The organism is Streptomyces sp. ATexAB-D23, assembly GCF_000373645.1.
In the GTDB taxonomy this organism is placed as follows: domain Bacteria; phylum Actinomycetota; class Actinomycetes; order Streptomycetales; family Streptomycetaceae; genus Streptomyces; species Streptomyces castrisilvae.
The window spans coordinates 311,474-330,078 of the sequence record NZ_KB892035.1; the positions used below are offsets into that span (position 1 = coordinate 311,474).

Here is an 18,605-nt window from a genome sequence, read left to right on the forward strand (position 1 = left end):
ACCGGCTGGATTACACGCATCGGCGCCCGTCGACGGAACGTTCCGTCGACGGGCGCCGCGCACACACAGATACCCTTGACACGTGACCGACGCCCAAGAGACCGCAGCAGACAGTTCACTGCGAACCACCGGGGGCGCTCCCCCGGACGACGTCGCCCCGGCGCCGATCCCCTTGCTCGAACCGCGCGAGGGCATTCCACCGGTGGTGGCCTCCGACGACGCCCTGGCCGGGGTGATCGCCGCCTTCGCCGCGGGCTCCGGGCCGGTGGCCGTGGACGCCGAGCGGGCGTCCGGCTACCGCTACGGGCAGCGCGCCTATCTCGTACAGCTGCGCCGTGACGGCGCGGGCAGCGCGCTGGTCGACCCCGTCGGCTGCCCCGACCTGTCCGGGCTCGGCGAGGTGCTGCACGGCACCGAGTGGATTCTGCACGCGGCGACGCAGGACCTGCCGTGCCTGCGCGAGATAGGGATGACGCCGACCGGGCTCTTCGACACCGAGCTGGCCGGACGGCTGGCCGGGTTCCCGCGGGTCGGCCTCGGCGCGATGGTCGAGAACGTCCTCGGCTACTCCCTGGAGAAGGGCCACTCCGCGGTCGACTGGTCCACCCGCCCGCTGCCCGAGCCCTGGCTGAGGTACGCCGCGCTCGACGTCGAACTGCTCATCGACCTGCGCGACGCCCTGGAGGACGAGCTCGACCGGCAGGGCAAGCTGGAGTGGGCGCGGGAGGAGTTCGCCGCCATCGCGTCGGCGCCGCCGGCTCCCCCGCGCCAGGACCCCTGGCGCCGCACCTCCGGGATGCACAAGGTCCGCCGGCGCCGGCAGATGGCGGTGGTGCGGGAGCTGTGGACCGCCCGCGACCAGGTCGCCCGGCGCCGGGACGTCTCGCCCGGCAAGGTCCTCGGGGACGCCGCGATCATCGAGGCCGCCCTCGCGCTGCCGCCGAACACGCAGGCGCTGACGGCCCTGCCCGGCTTCGGCCCGCGCATGGGGCGGCGCCAGCTGGAGCAGTGGCAGGCCGCCGTCGACCGGGCCAAGGCGCTGCCGGACACGGAGCTGCCGCAGCCCGGCCAGGCGCTCGCCGGTCCGCCGCCGCCGCGCGCCTGGGCCGACAAGGACCCGGCGGCCGCCGCCCGGCTCTCGGCCGCCCGCGCCGCGGTCTCCGCGCTCGCGGAGCGCCTGCACCTGCCGCAGGAGAACCTGATCACGCCGGACACCGTGCGCCGGGTGTGCTGGGAGCCGCCGAAGAATCCGACGCCGGAGACGGTGGAATCGGCGCTGGCCGGGTATGGCGCGCGGCACTGGCAGATCGAGCAGGTGGCCCCGCTGCTGGTCCGCGCGCTCACGCAGCCGGGCTGATCGCGCACAGGCCCTGGAAGCGCATGGGACAGGGGCGTATTCACGCCAGGTTCCGCGCACACTCCCGATGGCCCGGACGGACTCGAATACGAGTCCGTCCGGGCCATTTCCCGTGTACGGCGGGGCCCACGGCGGACACTTTCCCCGTGTGACCTTCGCCGCTCCCGCCGCAGGGGGTGGGCAGTCTGGTTACCCGCAAGTAGCATGAGCGGAGCGGCGTGCCTCAGGGCGCGCCTCGCAGCAGTGCCATCCCGCACCCTGGAGGAGAGCCATCGTGCCTCGTACCATCCGGGACGTCGTCTTCGTCGACGGCGTCCGCACCCCGTTCGGCAAGGCGGGCCCGAAGGGCATCTACCACGAGACCCGCGCCGACGATCTCGTCGTGAAGGCCATCCGGGAGCTGCTGCGCCGCAACCCGGACCTGGACCCCAAGAAGATCGACGAGGTCGCCATCGCCGCGACCACGCAGATCGGCGACCAGGGCCTCACGCTCGGCCGTACCGCCGGGATCCTCGCCGGGCTGCCGCAGTCCGTCCCCGGATACTCGATCGACCGCATGTGCGCGGGCGCGCTGACCGCCGTCACCTCGACGGCCGGCTCCATCGCCTTCGGCGCGTACGACGTCGTGGTCGCCGGTGGTGTGGAGCACATGGGCCGCCACCCGATGGGCGAGGGCGTCGACCCGAACCCGCGCTTCGTGTCGGAGAAGCTGGTCGACGAGTCCGCCCTGTTCATGGGCATGACCGCGGAGAACCTGCACGACCGGTACCCCACGATCACCAAGCAGCGCGCCGACGAGTACGCGGTGCGTTCGCAGGAGAAGGCCGCCAAGGCGTACGCCGACGGCAAGATCCAGCAGGACCTGGTGCCGGTCTCGGTGCGCCGCACGAACGCGGAGGCCGGTGAGACGGGCTGGGGCCTGGTCACCGCCGACGAGCCGATGCGTCCGGGCACCACGATGGAGTCCCTGGCCAACCTGAAGACCCCGTTCCGCGCCCACGGCCGCGTGACGGCCGGTAACGCCGCGGGTCTCAACGACGGCGCCACCGCCTCGCTGCTCGCCGCCGAGGACGTCGCCCGCGAGCTGGGCCTCCCGGTCAAGATGCGTCTGGTCTCCTACGCCTTCGCGGGCGTCGAGCCCGAGGTCATGGGCTACGGCCCGATCCCGGCGACGGAGAAGGCCCTCGCCAAGGCGGGCCTGTCCATCTCGGACATCGGCCTCTTCGAGATCAACGAGGCGTTCGCCGTACAGGTGCTGGCCTTCCTGGAGCACTACGGCATCGCCGACGACGACGCCCGGGTCAACCAGTACGGCGGCGCGATCGCCTACGGTCACCCGCTCGCCTCCTCCGGCGTCCGGCTGATGACGCAGCTGGCCCGCCAGTTCGAGGAGCAGCCCGAGGTCCGCTACGGCCTGACGACGATGTGCGTCGGCTTCGGCATGGGCGCGACGGTCGTCTGGGAGAACCCGCACTTCGAGAACGCCGGAGGCGACAAGTGAGCACCACCACCGAGCTTCTGAAGGGTGCGGCCGAGCTGTTCCCTGGCGAGGTCGTCACCCAGGCGCACGTACGCCACCTGGACCTGCCGGCCGGCGCCGGGCGCTTCGCCCTCATCACGCTGGACAACGGCCTGGACCACACCAAGCCGACCACCTTCGGACCGCAGTCGCTGGCGAACCTGAACGCCGCCGTCGACCAGGTCGAGAAGGAGGCCGCCGAGGGTGCGATCACCGGCATCGGCATCACCGGCAAGCCGTTCATCTTCGCGGTCGGCGCCGACCTCAAGGGCGTCGAGCTCCTCAAGGAGCACAAGGACGCGCTGGCCATCGGCAAGGGCGGCCACGACGTCTTCCGCCGCCTCTCCGGCCTCGCGGTCCCGACGTTCGCGTACTACAACGGCGCGGCCATGGGCGGCGGTGTCGAGGTCGGTCTGCACTGCTCGTACCGCACCGTCTCCAAGGCGCTGCCCGCGTTCTCGCTGCCCGAGGTCTTCCTCGGTCTGGTCCCCGGCTGGGGCGGCTGCGCGCTGCTCCCCAACCTGATCGGCGCGGACCGCGCGGTCTCGGTGATCATCGAGAACTCGCTCAACCAGAACCGTCAGCTCAAGGGCAAGCAGGTCTTCGAGCTCGGCATCGCCGACGCGCTCTTCGAGGGCGCCGACTTCCTTGAGCAGTCGCTGCTCTGGACCGCGAACGTGCTGAACGGCACCGTCACGGTGGAGCGCCCCGAGGTCGACCGCGGTGACGCCTGGGACCAGGCCGTCGCCCGCGGCAAGGCCATCGCCGACTCCAAGGTGCACGGCGCCGCCCCGGCCGCGTACCGCGCGCTGGAGATCATCGCCGCGGCCAAGGACGGCGACCTGTCCGCCGGATTCGACGCCGAGGACCAGGCGCTCGCGGACCTGATCATGGGCGGCGAACTGCGCGCCGGGATCTACTCCTTCAACCTCGTCCAGAAGCGCGCCAAGCGCCCGGCCGGTGCCCCGGACAAGAACCTGGCCCGCCCGGTCACCAAGGTCGGCGTGGTGGGCGCGGGCCTGATGGCCAGCCAGCTCGCCCTGCTGTTCCTGCGCCGCCTGGAGGTGCCGGTCGTGCTGACCGACATCGACCAGGAGCGCGTCGACAAGGGTGTCGGCTACGTCCACGCCGAGATCGAGAAGCTGCTCGGCAAGGGCCGCATCAACCAGGACAAGGCCAACCGCCTCAAGGCCCTGGTCTCCGGTGTGCTGGACAAGGCCGAGGGCTTCTCCGACGCCGACTTCATCATCGAGGCGGTCTTCGAGGAGATCGGCGTCAAGCAGCAGGTGTTCGCCGAGGTCGAGGCGGTCGCCCCGGCGCACGCGATCCTCGCCACCAACACCTCGTCCCTCTCGGTCACCGAGATGGCGTCGAAGCTGAAGAACCCGGAGCGGGTCGTCGGCTTCCACTTCTTCAACCCGGTCGCGATCCTCCCGCTCCTGGAGATCGTGCGCGGCGAGCAGACCGACGACGCCTCGCTGGCCACGGCCTTCGGTGTCGCCCGCAAGCTGAAGAAGACCGCGGTGCTGGTGAAGGACGCCCCGGCGTTCGTCGTCAACCGCATCCTCACCCGCTTCATGGGCGAGATCCAGAACGTCATCGACGAGGGCACCCCGGTCGAGGTCGCGGAGAAGGCCATCGACCCGCTCGGCCTGCCGATGTCCCCGCTGGTGCTCCTGGAGCTGGTCGGCCCGGCGATCGGCCTGCACGTCTCGGAGACCCTGAACCGCGCCTTCCCGGAGCGCTTCACCGTCTCCGAGAACCTCGCGGCGGTCGTCAAGGCCGGCAAGCGCGGCTTCTACGTCTACTCCGCCGAGAATCCCGCCAAGCCGGAGCTGGACCCGGAGGTCGCCGCCCTCCTCAAGCAGGGCGACTCGGTCCTGACCGAGGAGCAGGTCCGCGACCGCGTCCTGGACGCGGTGGCGCAGGAGATCGGCCTGATGCTGGACGAGGGCGTCGTCGCCGAGGCCCAGGACATCGACCTCTGCCTGATCACCGGTGCGGGGTGGCCCTTCCACCTGGGCGGCATCACGCCGTACCTGGACCGCGAGGGCGTCTCCGAGCGGGTGAACGGGAAGAAGTTCCTGGCGCGGGGCGTGGCGAGCGTTCCCGCGTAACGCGTTCGGCTTCACGAGCGGCGAACGGGCCGTACGGGATTCCCCGTACGGCCCGTTCCCGTGTCCGGGTGGTCAGGACGTGATGCGGCGCGGGACGACGACGAGGGCGTTGGAGACCTTGCGCTGGCGTTCCTCGTCGGTGTCCCCCGCGTCCGACGGGCTGTTGCGGACCTTGTCCCCGACCACCATCGTGCTCGACCCGCCGCCGTCGAGGTTGATCGCGTCCTCGGCGCCGAGCGACACCAGGATGCCGGCCGCCTCGGTGAGGCTGACGCCCTCGCTGACGCCCGGCCGGCGTCCGTCGAACACGACGAGCAGGAGGGCGCCGTCCGGGCGGATGCCGACGACGGTGCGCGGCGAACGGCTGTCGACGGCCCCCTGGGAGACCCCGTTGGCAGCGGCGTTGATCCAGACCCGGCCGGAGCGCACCAGTGCGGGGCCCGCTCCGACGACGGAGGCGCCGGACAGCTCGACCTGCCGGCCGTCGGGGTCGGTCACCCGGGACTCCACGGTGAGGCCGCGGCCCGGCGTCGCGTGCTCGCGGAGCCAGCCGGCCGCGGAACCGATGCCCACGAGCGTACGGCCGCCCGCCGGGACCGTTCCGCCCGAGGGGCTGCGCACCGCGGTCACCGTGCCGTGCGCGTCGACCACCGCCTCGACGCTGTCCCGGTCCGCGCCAGGCGTCGACGCGCCCCACTGCGCGGGGAAGTCGACGAGTTCGTCGGGGTCGTAGCAGACCCGCCCCGGCAGCGGCTCCCCGGTCAGCGCCCCGGTGTCGGTGCGCCGGTCGCCTCCCACGCCCCCGCAGCCGACGATCCGCCCCGGCACCCGCCCGGTACCGTCCACGACCGCGCGCGCCCCGTCCGACGAGGTGACATAGGTGGCGGACCGCAGCTCGGTGATCCGGGCCCGCTCCCCCCGCCCCGGCAGGACCAGCGCGGTACGCCCGTTCGTTGCCTCGCTGAGGAGGGCGCCGCCGGAGACGTAGAGGCCGAGGGGGTCGCCCTTGTAGCGCGCGGAGTCGGTGTCGAAGTAGGTGCCGTTGACCGCCGCGACCGCCTGGGTCCGGCGGGCCAGGTCGCGGACGGTGTCGGTCTTCGCCACCGCTCCGCCGTGGTCGGTCCGGACGTCGACGGGGGCGTCCGGCGCCACGGCCAGCACGCTGACGCGGACCGGGCTGCCGTCCGCCAGCTTGCGTACCGACTGCCGGAACGCGAGGCCGCGGGGCAGGTCCTCCGCCGTCGGCGAGGCTCCGGCGGACTGCGGGCGGGCGTCCCGGCCGTCGGGGTCCGCGCTGGTCTGCGTGGTGCACGCGGCAGTCAGGAGGGCGAGGCACAACACCGGTATCCGCACGGCCCGTCGTCCGTTCATGCTCCGCTCCCTCGCCCCCGGACAACGAACAGGCTCTGTCCGGGTACCGCGCGGGGAATCGCCGTGGATACCAGCCTTATGACGTTCCGGATGCTATCAAGAGCGCACGGGTGTCCCGAATCATTCGTGATGAATTCGGGCTCGACTGGCCGAGTGGTGGCCGGATAGACTCGGACGGCTTCCGCCGGGGGGCGTGTCCGGAATCACACAAGAGCAGGCAGCGTATCTCATGACCACAGCACTTCCTCCTCTCGTGCCGAATCGCGCGGCCGTCGACCGACGCCGAGTGGTCACCGAGACGGACACCACGGGCCCTTTCCCCGTCGAGTACCGATTCCGGCCCGCCGAGGGCGACTCACAGCATCTGATCGTGGTCTTCTCCGGGCTCGCGGCGCCCAATGGATACCACTTCGCCGGTAAGTCCCTGATGGAATTGCGCGCCAATATCCTGTGGATCCGGGATGATTTCGACGGCCATTACAGCTACTACATGTGCCGGAACATGGATTTCTCCATCGAGGCATCGGTCGCCGGTCTGATCGAGCGCACGCTCGCTCGTCTCGGTCTCGGCCGGGACCGGGTCAGTCTCCTCGGTGTCTCGAAGGGCGGAAGTGCGGCCCTCTACTACGGCCTGCGGTACGGATACCGGAATATTGTCACGGTGGTGCCGCAATTCCTGATCGGCAGCTATGTGCGCGACAGGCCGGTGACGGGTCAGTACATGCTGGGCGAATCGATGCCGCAGCAGAATGTCGACGTACTCGACGGCGCCATTCCCGAAATGCTCAGGGCGCGCGGCGGCCAGGGACACAACATCTACCTGTTCACCTCCGAGGCCGACGAGCAGTACGAGACGGAGATCAACCCGCATCTTCAGCTCTTCTGGGCCTGCGAGAACTTCAACTTCATCCGTACCGATTCACCGATGGTGCGTCAGCACGGCGAGGTGTCCGGGTACAACATGCCCCTCATCGCCGGTCTGCTGTCGGCCCTCACGGAGGGGGCGGACCCCCGCCTGGGGTTCGTGGAGAACGGGAAACAGCAGGTCAATGAGTTTGATCGGCAGTCCTACTTGTACGAGCTGCGGGTCTCGGACACGCTGACAGCCGTGGTGAAGAAGCAGGACATCCGCGGGGCGAACATCGTACTGTCGGGCGATGCGTTCATCCCCGGCGAATCCGCTTACTCGCATTCCATGACGACGAAGAGCCTCATCATGGAGAGCGGCAGCCGCCACTTCGAATTCCCATTGGCGACCACGGAGGCCAAGTACCTCTACAGCCAGTACTTCGACCGTTTCTCCTGCGACTATCCGTACGGAGGGTTCGAGCCGGAGTCACCGTCGGGTATTTCGATGAAGGGCATCCCCGTCGGCACGTACAACCTTTCCGTCCGGGTGACGAGCCCGGCCGAGGGAATAGACAGGCGCACCGCTCTGGTGGCCCGCCGCCCCTTCGACATCAGGCGGCCCGTCGGCGGCAACGAGGCCGTTCTCATCGGGGACAAAAAGCGGGTACGACTGATACGCAGGCCCATCGTCGGCCAGTTCTCGGCGGAAACTGTTTTCTCGCTGGAATCGACATGGCTGAAGGATCGAATGCTTCACGTAGAGGGCGTACTCTTCGTCCACGGCGTCGAAGCGGACGACCGCGGACACGGACAGTACTACCTGGTGCTTCAGGGGCAGGATTCCACGCATTCCTACCGGCTCGGAATGTCACGCAAGACGGCGGCGATCCGCAAGCACGTCAGGCGGGGCGATTTCGGGAACTACGACTTCGCCTACTTCGCGACCCCCGGTTACAACGGTGTGGATCTACAGAAGGCGGCTCCGGGCGTGTACGAGGTCTACATCTCGCTGAGCACCGGCGGGTCGCTTTTCTCGGCGGCTGCCGGAAGCGTCACGCTGGACTGAGAAACAGCATGCGAGAATTCTCCGTCGGTACACACCGGAGACCGACGGAGAATTACCGCGTGCCGCCGTTCAGCCGTAAAGGGAGCCCGCCCCGCTCACATCCTTACGCCCTCTCACGCTCCTGCTCCTGTGGCCGCCCCATGACGAGCGGGGTGGACATGCGGCCCGGGTCGCCGCCCGCCGTGGCGTCCATCGTGTCGATGACGTCGAAGGCGCGCCGGCAGTTGTTGGTGTCGCGCAGGACGAAGAACTCCTCGGCGCGGCGCCGGTATTCGGGCTCGACCTCGAAGCCGCGGGCGATGGAGGCGATGATCTCGTCCACCGCGCGGTCGACGGTGCCGCAGGCGGGGCCGAAGCCGTCGCGGGCCAGGTCGAAGTAGCCCCGCTTGTAGTGCTTGCTGTAGAACGCCTCGTCGTCGAAGTTCGTGTAGACGATGGGCTTGCCCATGTACGCGACGTCGAAGAACACCGAGGAGTAGTCGGTGACGAGCATGGAGCACTCGCGCATCGCGAGCTGCACGTCCCGGCCGGTGGAGGAGACCGTGATGGACGGGTGGTCGATGCGGAAGTGCTTCAGGTACGGGCGGATCTCGTAGTGCGGCATGAACTCCAGTTCCACGCGGTAGTACTGGAGCGCTTCGAGCAGCCGCTCGTCGCGCAGCAGCGCCGAGAAGAACCGGTAGTACTCGGAGGCGGCGAACGGGATCTCGGGCTTGGCGGCCTTGTTGTACGAGGGGGCCACGATGTCGCGTCGCCAGGTGGGCATGACCAGGACCTTGCGGGGGCCGTCGAGCGGCTTGAGCGCGTCGTAGCGCGGCAGTCCGGTGGCGGCGACCCGGTCGTAGCCGTAGCCGCAGTGCTCCGCGTAGTAGGCGCGCTCGCTGCGGCCCGTGGTGAGGACCATGTCGACGTTGGTGACCTGGGCGTGGATGGACCCGACGACGTCGTTGTAGACGACGCCGTGCTGGAGGAAGACCCGCTGGTAGCGCAGCAGGTCGCCGTAGCCGCGCAGGAAGGCCCGCTTCGACAGGCCGGGGAAGCCGAGGTAGGCCTCCAGGTCGTAGGCGTTGATGAGCCGGGTCGCGTGCAGCAGGTAGGCGCGGTACTTCCAGGAGAGCCGGTCGATGACCTGGCCCAGGTGGTCGATCTTCTCGCGGTCCGGGGAGTCGCCGTTGATCGCGTAGAAGACCTTGCGCTTGGGCTCGTTCTCCCTGATCCACTTGAACAGGTGGTACGAGTTGTCCTGCGCGGTGTCCTCGCGCTCGCCGATGATCCAGATGTCGCGGCCGTGCAGCTTCGGATACATCAGCCAGTACAGCAGCCGGGTGCGCCAGCCGGTGCGGCCGGGCAGCGAGGCGCGTACCTCCTGGCGCAGGCGGCGCAGCGCGTGGCCGGCCTTGCGGAGGGGGCCGCTGATCCGGCGCAAGGTGACGGACTCGTTGCCGGCGATGGTCAGGCGGATACGGGCCCGGCCGAGGCGGTGCACGCCCTTGAAACGGTGCAGCATCTGGCGGGCCTCGACGGCGATGTCGTGGCTGCGGTCGCCGTCGTGGACGCGGACCCGGGGCTTCAGGTCGCGGTTGGAGAGCGCGGCGAGGTCGCCGGGGCGGGCGGTGGCGCGCCAGCCCGCGTACCAGTCCTGTTCCTTGCGGGCGCGCCAGCGGTCGCGGCGGTAGACCTGTTCGATCGGGAGGGCGGTCTCCCGGCGGCCGTCGCCGAGGACCAGTTCGAGGCGGTTGCTGAAGAGCCGGTCGATGTCGACGCCGGTGAGGACCAGGAGTCCTTCGAAGTGGAGGTGGTCGCCGTCGGGGACGACGGTCTCCAGGACGGCCTTCTGCCGGTCGACCCGCAGCAGGGTGGTGGTCTCGGTGCGGTCGGCTTCGAGGCCGCGGTGCATGCCCGCGTCGTCGATGAGGAGCTGCGGCCGGTAGGCGGGCTTGGTGTACGGGTCGCAGAACAGCTCGTAGTTGCCGGTCCGTACGGCGTGGTGCTGGAGTCGTGACATCGGCACGCCCGCGTACTGGAGGATCAGCTCGTCGGGTATCGGCCGGTAGATGTCGACCAGGGCGGGGAAGATCCCGGCGATCTCGGTCCGGCTCATGATCCGGTGGATGTTGCGCAGGTGCGGTTGCATGGAGCGGACCACGAAGCGCATGGCGAGCCGGGCGCCGCGGGCGCTCAGCCGTTCCGTCATCCGGATGATGTGGCGGCAGAGGCGGATGAGTTCCTGGGTCTTGACCGGGTCGTTCCAGGTCAGGTCGAACAGCGAGTCCCGCCGCTCCGGGTCGCGGGCGAACGAGGTGGCGGTGGGCGCGGTCGTCACCGTACGGGCGTGCAGCAGGGCCGGAACGGCGAGCCAGGCGTCCTCGAAGCCGGGGCCGTGCCCGGTGCGCAGGGCGTGCCGGCGCAGCAGCGAGGTGCGGAACAGCTTGGCGCCCAGTTCCGCGGAGAAGATCAGATAGGGGGCGTCGTCCAGGCGGTCGATGCGGGGGGCGTCCGCGCCGAAGTAGCGCCGCCAGGGGGCGTCGGTGGAGCTGCGCGGGCCGGGGAAGTTGTCCTGGTCGCCGACCACGACGTCGGCCTTGCACCGCTGGGCGGCGGCCACGAGCCGGCCCACGCAGTTCTCGCCGAGGATGTCCTGGGCGCGGGCGAACATCACGTAGGGCGCGCGCACGTAACGCAGGCCGTTGTCGAAGCTGGAGCGCGCGCCGAGCCTGATCTGCGGGATCACCTCGACGTTGGCGTGGTACGCGGCGAACTGGGCGAGCTGCGCGGAGGTGGCGTCGGTGGAGCCGTCGTCGACGAGGACCACCTGGGTCGCGGCGAACTCGCGCTGCGCGAGCAGGGAGCTGAGGAACTCGTACAGGTTGTACTCGTCGTTGTGGCAGTGCGCCACGATCGCGGCGTCGTACGTCTCGCGGTGGGGTGCCGCGGGCTCGGCGGGCGGGCCGTCCTGCCACCACAGCCACGGGGTGCCACGCGGGTGGTCGGCGGTCTGCTGCTCGGTGGTCTCCGGGCGCAGGGCGAGGTTCCCGCTGACGGTCTCGTAGATCTCGTACGTGTCGTCCGGGCCGCGGTAGCGCTCGCGCCGGACGTCGAGGCCGCTGATCGCTACGGTGGTGGTGGCCCGCTCCTTGCCGTGCCGCAGCTGCACGAACAGGTTCCAGTTGCCGGCCCGGCCCGCCGCTCCGAGGGTGGCGGCCAGGTCCACCATGGTGTGGTAGCGGATGAACTCGTCGTCGACGTCGACGCCGGTCACCTCGAAGGTGTGGTCGGCCTTGGTGCTGCGGCGGCGGAGCACCGCGGTCAGCTCCAGCTTGTCCTTCGGCCCGACCCTGGCGAACTGGTTGCGGATGTAGCCGGTGACGTGGAGGGTGCTGTCCCGGATCTCGACCAGGGTGGCCTGGTTGAACAGCCGGGAGTCGGAGAGGCTGTTGCCGGTGAGGTCGAGGTCGGTGACGTCCAGGAACCGTTCGGCCTGCGGCCGGCCGAGCAGGGAGGCGGACCAGTAGACCTTGTCGTCGCGCCGTACCAGGTCGGAGCTGAGCACGCTGCGTCGCTGGGTGTAGTCGGAGACGGTGAGCGCGAGGTCGACGCGGCTGTGCATCAGGCTGAAGGCGCGTACGCGTTCCAGGGGCCCGCACAGGTCGTAGACGTCGGGCGGCAGCCCTCTGAGGTACGGCGCGACGAAGCCGGCGAAGCCCGCCCGGTACTGCTCGTCGCCCGCGCGCAGCTCCGGGGTGTAGAGGCGCAGGTCGTGCGAGAGGAACTTGGCGGCTTTGTGGGCGAGCAGTTCGCGCTCCCCCTGGCGGAGGAGGAAGGCGTCCGCGTACTGGTGCACGAGGACCCGGTCCCGGATGCTGCGCAGTTCGCCGCGCCGGTTGGTGATGGAGGGGGTGTCGGTCTCGCGCTCCCAGATCCACCGGTAGACGGGGGCCGGGAGCAGGGTGATGGAGCGCGCCGAGTACCAGGCGACGGTGGAGAAGTAGGTGTCCTCGAAGAAGAGCTCTTCGGGGAAGCGGATGCCGTGGTCGAGCAGGAAGTCCAGCCGGTAGAGCTTGGCCGCGGCGATCGGGTCCTCGAAGAGTTCCGGCATCGTCCGCAGCCCGCCGTCGACGGTGCGCTCGGTGCCGTAGAGCTGCGGCTGCCAGACGGTGATCTCGTCCTTGGCGAGGTTCACGCGCAGCGCGCGGCCGGCGGTGATGTCGGCGCCGGTGGCGACCGCGGACTCCAGCAGGGTCTCGCAGGCCTTGAGGGGGAGTTCGTCGTCGGCGTCGAGGAACATCACGTACTGGCCGGTGGCGGCCATGATGCCGTTGTTGCGGGGCGCGCCGACGCCGCCGCTGTTCTGCGGGCGTTCGACGATCCGGACGCGGGCGTCACCGGCCGCGAACTCCCGGGCCACCTGGAGCGTTCCGTCGACGGAGGCGTCGTCCACGACGACGACCTCGACGGCGCGGTGGGTCTGGGCCAGTGCGGACTGGAGGGCCCGGCCGAGCGTGGCACTCGCGTTGTAGGCGGGGACCACCACCGTCACGGTGTACAGCGAGGGGTCGGCGGGCGGAGTCATCGTACGGACCCTTCGCTCTCCGCCCAGTAGGGCAGGGCCCGCAGCTGCTGGGTCTCGATGTCCGAGGCGTGCGGGGTGTAGGGCTCGGGGTACGGCTGAAAGCCGAGGTCGTCGTCCCGCTCGGGGAGCGGGAACTGCTGGGCGAGGGCGTCCCGCTGGTCGTCGTCGCCGGCGTCCCCGCCTCTGCGGTGGCGCCCCCGGTGCAGGTGCTCGGCGATCACTCCGGCATTGGACGGCTCGGTGGCGAGCTTCTCCATGAGCCGGGTGAAGTCACGGGTGGAGAGCCAGAACTTGTACATGATCACGAGTTCGAAGAGGCCGAGGGCCGCGGCCGATATCGCGGTCGTCCACAGGATCTGGCCGATGAGCGGCGCCACGATGAAGATGAACATCTGGAACTCGATGCCGCTGATCAGGTGCGGCCTGATGCGGCTGCGCAGCAGGGCCTGGCGGAACCGGGTGTACCAGGGGAAGCGGTTGCGGAACTGCGCGTGCAGGTCGACCACGTCGCCGCTCTGCTGCTTGAGCACCTCGGCCTCGACGCCGGGGTTCTCCCTGAGCAGGTCCTCGATGAAGACCACCTTGGGCTGCTCGGGCGCGCCGGCCGCGGCGGCGGCTGTCGCGTCCCGCTGGGCCTGCTCCTCCTCCAGCGCCTTGCGCTCCATGGTGACCTTCTCGATCTTCATGCGCATGGACATGCGCATCTTGTAGATCTGGAGGGCGTCGACGTAGCGGAGCATGTCGAGGAAGACGACGGCCAGGGCCGCGAGGAGGTAGAGCTCGTTGTGCGTGCTCAGGTACTGGCCGCCCATCAGGGCGAGCGCGCAGAAGAGGACCCGGATGCGGTCGAAGACGTAGTCGAGCCAGCCCCCGAAAACGGTGCCGTTGCCCTTGAGGCGGGCGAGTTTGCCGTCGATGCAGTCGAGGATGAAGCTCAGGTGGTAGAGGGCCGCGCCGATGACGAGGGAGCCGGTATCACCCTTCAGGAAGAAGTACGCGGAGCCGAGGCCGACGAAGAGCGCCGACCAGGTGACCCGGTTCGGGGTGATGAACTTGAACTTGGCCATCCCGATCAGCATGCGCGTGGCGACCGGATCGACCAGTAGAACGGTCCACCAGGCATCGCGCTTCTTGCATGTCAGCTTCTGAACGGCACGCAGCGACAGCTTCCCCATAACCCCTCAGACAACACGACTCACGTGGGCAACGCGGCCCCATCGGCCTGCAAGAAGTCGCAATCAAGGGGCGTTCACATAATGGACACAGGAGCTTCACCTGTGATCCACATAAAGACAGGACGAGACCCTATCAAGATCAAGGTCAAACTAGAAACTGTCAAAAGCGGTCACGTACGTGCACGCGGCCACCTTCCGGGCAGAGGTCAGGTTTCGGACCCCACCCTGACCCAGGGGGTGAAGGCGAGACCGCTCGCCCCCTGCTCCTGACGTGCGAGCCGCAGCACACCGTCGTCGCCCAGCAGCGCGAGGACCGCCCGGCCCAGGCCGTCCACCGCCACGGCCGGCGGCACCACCGAGGTCTCCCCGGCGTCGAACCACCACACACCGCTCTCCGGCCGCCCGTCCGCGTGCGCCCCCACACAGCACGCCCCCGACTCCCCGGAACGCACCAGCACCGTGCAGCCCCAGCCCTGGATGCCGACCCCGGCGGCCGCGGCCACCGCCCCGGTGCCCTCCGGACCGCCCAGGCTCACCGCACCGGCGCCCGGGACCCGCACGCAGACCTCGTTGCTCCCGGCGTAGCGGTAGCGCACCGTCCCCGCCTCGGGGGCCGCCGACAGGGTGCCGGGGGCGGGGCTGACGGCAGCCGTGGTGTCCAGCGCCCAGTCGCCGGAGGGCGTCTCGCGGTGCCAGCGGATCGCGGCCGCCGCGTCCCTGGTCCTGGCCCACACCTCGGGCGTCCCCGAGGCGCCGGTCAGCGCGACCAGCTCGTCGGCCACGGTGGCGCCGCGCAGATGCTGCCAGCCGCTCCACCGGCCGTCCGGTGCCTGCCGCCGCGTGCTGATGCTGTGGCCGATGTTCCGTACGAAGACGTGCAGGTTCCCCTTGGCGTCGAAGGCCGCGGCGGGGAAGCCGGCCTCACGGCCCTTGGCCCGGTCGTTGCCGTGCGGGTTGCCCACCGGGTGCCAGGGCCCGATGGGGCGCCCGCTCTGGTACTGGGTCGCGTGGACCACGTCGACGTAGTCCTTGCCGTCCGCGCGCTTCCTGCGGCGCAGGCCGAAGAGGTGCACATAGCCCTGGGCGTCCTGGACCACTTCGAGACCCGGCAGCAGGTCGGGCCCTTCGAGCAGCTCGGGCCCGCTCCACTCGTCCCCGCCCGCCCGCCGCTCGGTCCAGCGCAGCACCCCGGCCGCCGACGGGAGGTAGGCGGAGAGCCGGCCGTCCACGCCCCTGACGAGCCAGCGCAGCGGCAGCGGATGACGCGCGGCGCCCCGTGCGCCCAGCCGCGGGTCGGCACCCGCGCGGTGGCACCGCACGAACACCGGTGAGCCGCACTCCCGCTGGTACGTGCGGGCGGCGGCGACCGTGGCGCGCGCCACGCTGCCGCGCAGCGGCGGCTCGGTGACGACCGGCCGCTTGGCCTCCCGGTCGATCGAGGTGTGCTCCGGGTCCGGGTCCAGGGTGCCGACCCGCAGCGGACGCAGCTCACGCAGGGCGTCGAGCACCAGCGCGGTGATCTTCCCCGGCTCGGCGTCGATGACCCAGGGCTCCCCCGCCACCCGGACACCGCGGGCCGCGCAGTCGGCGACGGCCCGGTCGAACGCCGCCCGTTCGTCGGGCGTGCCCGGCTGGGCGCAGACGATGTCGACCTGCGGGCCGCTCTCCTGAAGTGCCAGCAGGGCCGGGGCGTCCCCCGGTGTCGCGACCACGATCGCCACACCCCCAGCCCCACGCGCCGACGCACCGGACCGGCCCGGCACCTGCCTGCCGCGCTCCGGCCGGCGCTCCCCTCTGCGTGCCATGCGCCCCGACCCCCCTCGTGTGTGGAACCGGGCGCGATGGACGTCCCGGCTTCCAAGAAGATATGCACTGTCGCTTCCGGTCAGGAAATCAGCCCATTGCGCTCAGGTATCTACCGGACCCGGACAGACATGATCAATTCCGTTCTGTCACAGTTGCGCCACAGCCTTCGTACGTACACCTGATCGACTGCTTATAGTGCTCATCCCGGGAAAACGCGGACCGGCTCCACCCCCCACCCGAGTCCCACCCCCATCACCTGCGCCCTGACCAGGCCACAAGTTGTGAGGACTCACTCAGGATGACCCAAGACGCCACCACCCCCGGCCCGGGGAGCTCCCCGGAGAAACCCCGCCGCGGGCGCAAGCGCGTTCGGACACGAGGCCAGCGCATACGCCGGGCCGTCCTGCTGTCGGTCCTGGTGCTCGTCGTCGCCGCCGGCGGAACGGCCTACTGGCTCTACAGCAGCCTCGACGGGAACATCAAGGGCGTCGACATCGACAAGGCCCTGGGCGAGGACCGCCCCGAGAAGCTCCCCACCAGCGGGCAGAACCTCCTGGTCCTCGGCTCGGACTCGCGGGCCGGCGCGGAGAACAAGGAGCTGGGCGGCGGCGTCGGGGTCAGCGGGGCCCGCTCGGACACCGCGCTGGTCGTGCACATCCCGGAGGGCCGCAGCAAGGCCGTCGCCGTGTCCATCCCGCGCGACACCCTGGTGACCCGGCCCGACTGCACCAAGGCCGACGGCTCGACGGTCGACGGCAAGGACCGTGTGATGTTCAACTCCGTCTACTCACAGGTCGGTCCGGCCTGCGTGGTCAAGACGGTCGAGAAGATGTCCGGCGTGCGCATCGACCACTACCTGGAGATCAACTTCGCCGGGTTCAAGGACCTCGTGGACGCCATCGGCGGTGTGACCGTCGACGTCAAGGAGGACATCCACGACAAGAAGTCCGGACTCGACCTGGCCGCCGGACCGCAGCGGCTCAACGGCACCGAGTCCCTGGCCTTCGTCCGCACCCGTTACAGCGTCGGCGACGGCAGCGACCTCGGCCGCATCGGGCTCCAGCAGCAGTTCCTCATGGCCCTCCTCAGCGAGGTCAAGAAGCAGGACCTGCTGGGCAGTCCGACGAGCGCGTACAAGGTCGCCAACTCGGCCACCAAGTCGCTGACCACCGACGAGGGCCTGGCCTCCCTCAAGTCCCTCACGCAGTTCGCCCGTTCGATGAACGGGGTCGACCCGGACACGATGGAGACGATCATGCTCCCCGTGGCCTACGACAAGGTCGACCCCAACCGGGTCGTGGCCGCCGAGCCGCAGGCCAAGACGCTGTGGAAGTCGATCCGCGAGGACGCCGCCATCCCCGAGTCGGCCAAGAAGTCGCCCGCCACGGGTGGCTGACCGGACATCACACGGGAAGCGGCCGTGGAACCCTCCCGGTTCCCCTGCCGCTTCCCGTTCCCCTGCCGCTTCCCGTTCCACAGCCGCTTCCCGCCCCGCAGCCGCCTCCGGTCCCACCCGCGCCCCTCAGGGACGCGCCGGGATCTTCACACCCGCTGGGCCGGCCCCAGCGCCAGGCCGGGTTCGCCGTTCTGCCGGGCCACGTAGAGACCACCGCGCACCCCGATCACCGCGAGCACCACACGGCCGTTCGCGTCGAGCGCCAGCGCCGGGTCCGTGGCGGTCCGTTCGCCCGTCGCCGCCCACCAGAGCCCACCGCTCTCGTTCTCCGTTCCGCAGGCCGCGAGCATCACCCGGCCGTCGCGGTCGCGGTGGGCGAGCACCGTGCAGTCGTAGCCGTCCAGCTCGGCGCGGAGCGCGGCGACCGGGCCCTCGGCCGGGGTGTCGCCGATCGCGACGGCCGGGGTGTCCAGGCGGTTGGCGGTGAGAGTGCCGGTGGCGGCGTCGGTCCAGTAGTAGGTGTTGCGGTCGGGAGCGGTCTCCAGGACGCTCACCGCCCCGCCGGCGATCTTGACGTTCAGGTTGGGAAGCTTCTCGAAGGCGCCGCCCGGTTCGCTCTGTGCCCACCTCATGGCCTTGTTGGCGCCGGGGACGAGAAGCTCGAAGCGTCCGGACCCGGCGACCGCGACAGCCATCGTCTCCTTGCCCAGGGTGCCCCGCAGGTCCTTCCACCCCTCCCATTTGCCGTTCTTGCCCTCGCGGCGCAGCATCATCCCGCCGTTGGCGTTGCGGACGAAGACGTGGACCGCGCCGGAGGAGGCGACGCCGGCCGCCGGAGGGCCGACGCGGGCGGCCCGCTCGGCGTCCTTGTACGGGTTGCCCAGCGAGCGCCACGCCGTGACCGGGCGGCCCGTCTGGTACTGGACGGCGTACACGAGGTCGACCTGCGGGCCCTCCTCGCCGGACACCGAACGCCGCCCGACGAAGTGCACGTAGCCGTCCGCGCCCTGGGCGACGGAGAGATGGTTCAGGTCCGCGACCGGGAAGAACTCGGGGCCCTGCCAGCGGGGGCCTCCCGGGCGCTCCTCGGTCCAGCGCAGGACCCCGTCCTCGTTGCGGGCGTAGGCGGTGAGCCTGCCGTCCTTGCCACGCACGAGCCAGCGTCCGCCGACCGGGGTCCCGGCAGGCCCCTCGGCGCTTTCGACGTCGCGCAGGGCGCCCTCGCCCCTTCCCGAGGTGCTCCCCTGGGAACGTCTCGACCTGGCTCGCATGTCGTGAGGTCATCCTTCCGTGATGGTCCGCTCCCGATCTGCGGCTTTGTGTCACGACCGGCACCCGGAAGACGGGGAGCACCCATCATAGAATCACCGTTCGAACCC

10 protein-coding genes are annotated in these 18,605 nt (G+C 70.3%); 5 read left to right on the forward strand and 5 right to left on the reverse strand.

What is annotated here, in order from left to right; translation table 11 throughout:
* Positions 1-82 precede the first annotated feature (82 nt).
* From B082_RS0126555 to B082_RS0126565, 3 genes are all read left to right on the forward strand, one after another.
* Entirely contained in the window at positions 83-1,357 is a 1,275-nt protein-coding gene (locus tag B082_RS0126555) for a ribonuclease D (protein ID WP_026250231.1), read from the forward strand.
* Between the two features lie 274 nt (positions 1,358-1,631).
* The gene (locus B082_RS0126560; protein ID WP_018554836.1) at positions 1,632-2,858 is read left to right on the forward strand and encodes a thiolase family protein; all 1,227 of its coding nucleotides are present in this window, start codon (positions 1,632-1,634) and stop codon (positions 2,856-2,858) included.
* The gene (locus B082_RS0126565; protein ID WP_018554837.1) at positions 2,855-4,993 is read left to right on the forward strand and encodes a 3-hydroxyacyl-CoA dehydrogenase NAD-binding domain-containing protein; all 2,139 of its coding nucleotides are present in this window, start codon (positions 2,855-2,857) and stop codon (positions 4,991-4,993) included. The genes B082_RS0126560 and B082_RS0126565 overlap by 4 nt, the downstream gene beginning before the upstream one ends.
* A gap of 72 nt (positions 4,994-5,065) precedes the next feature.
* Here the strand turns inward: B082_RS0126565 and B082_RS0126570 are convergent, their stop codons facing one another.
* Entirely contained in the window at positions 5,066-6,364 is a 1,299-nt protein-coding gene (locus B082_RS0126570) for a phosphodiester glycosidase family protein (RefSeq protein ID WP_018554838.1), read from the reverse strand.
* Positions 6,365-6,593: 229 nt separating this feature from the next.
* Here B082_RS0126570 and B082_RS0126575 point away from each other — a divergent pair, with 229 nt between their 5' ends.
* On the forward strand, positions 6,594-8,279 hold the full coding sequence (locus tag B082_RS0126575) for a hypothetical protein (RefSeq protein ID WP_063831073.1): 1,686 nt from the start codon (positions 6,594-6,596) through the stop codon (positions 8,277-8,279).
* A gap of 103 nt (positions 8,280-8,382) precedes the next feature.
* Here B082_RS0126575 and B082_RS37515 read toward each other — a convergent pair whose 3' ends face one another.
* From B082_RS37515 to B082_RS0126590, 3 genes are all read right to left on the reverse strand, one after another.
* Positions 8,383-12,849 (reverse strand): bifunctional glycosyltransferase/CDP-glycerol:glycerophosphate glycerophosphotransferase, encoded by a 4,467-nt coding sequence (locus B082_RS37515; protein WP_026250233.1) that lies wholly within the window; start codon positions 12,847-12,849, stop codon positions 8,383-8,385.
* Complete coding sequence (locus B082_RS36730) at positions 12,846-14,024, reverse strand: CDP-alcohol phosphatidyltransferase family protein (protein WP_018554840.1); 1,179 nt, start codon at positions 14,022-14,024, stop codon at positions 12,846-12,848. The genes B082_RS37515 and B082_RS36730 overlap by 4 nt, the downstream gene beginning before the upstream one ends.
* Before the next feature lie 206 nt (positions 14,025-14,230).
* Complete coding sequence (locus B082_RS0126590) at positions 14,231-15,745, reverse strand: hypothetical protein (protein WP_018554841.1); 1,515 nt, start codon at positions 15,743-15,745, stop codon at positions 14,231-14,233.
* A gap of 383 nt (positions 15,746-16,128) precedes the next feature.
* Between B082_RS0126590 and B082_RS0126595 the strand changes: the two genes are divergently transcribed.
* Positions 16,129-17,226, forward strand: a complete 1,098-nt coding sequence (locus B082_RS0126595) for an LCP family protein (RefSeq protein ID WP_018554842.1) — start codon at positions 16,129-16,131, stop codon at positions 17,224-17,226.
* A 146-nt stretch (positions 17,227-17,372) separates the two neighbouring features.
* Here the strand turns inward: B082_RS0126595 and B082_RS0126600 are convergent, their stop codons facing one another.
* Complete coding sequence (locus B082_RS0126600) at positions 17,373-18,497, reverse strand: hypothetical protein (RefSeq protein ID WP_026250235.1); 1,125 nt, start codon at positions 18,495-18,497, stop codon at positions 17,373-17,375.
* Between the last annotated feature and the right edge of the window lie 108 nt (positions 18,498-18,605).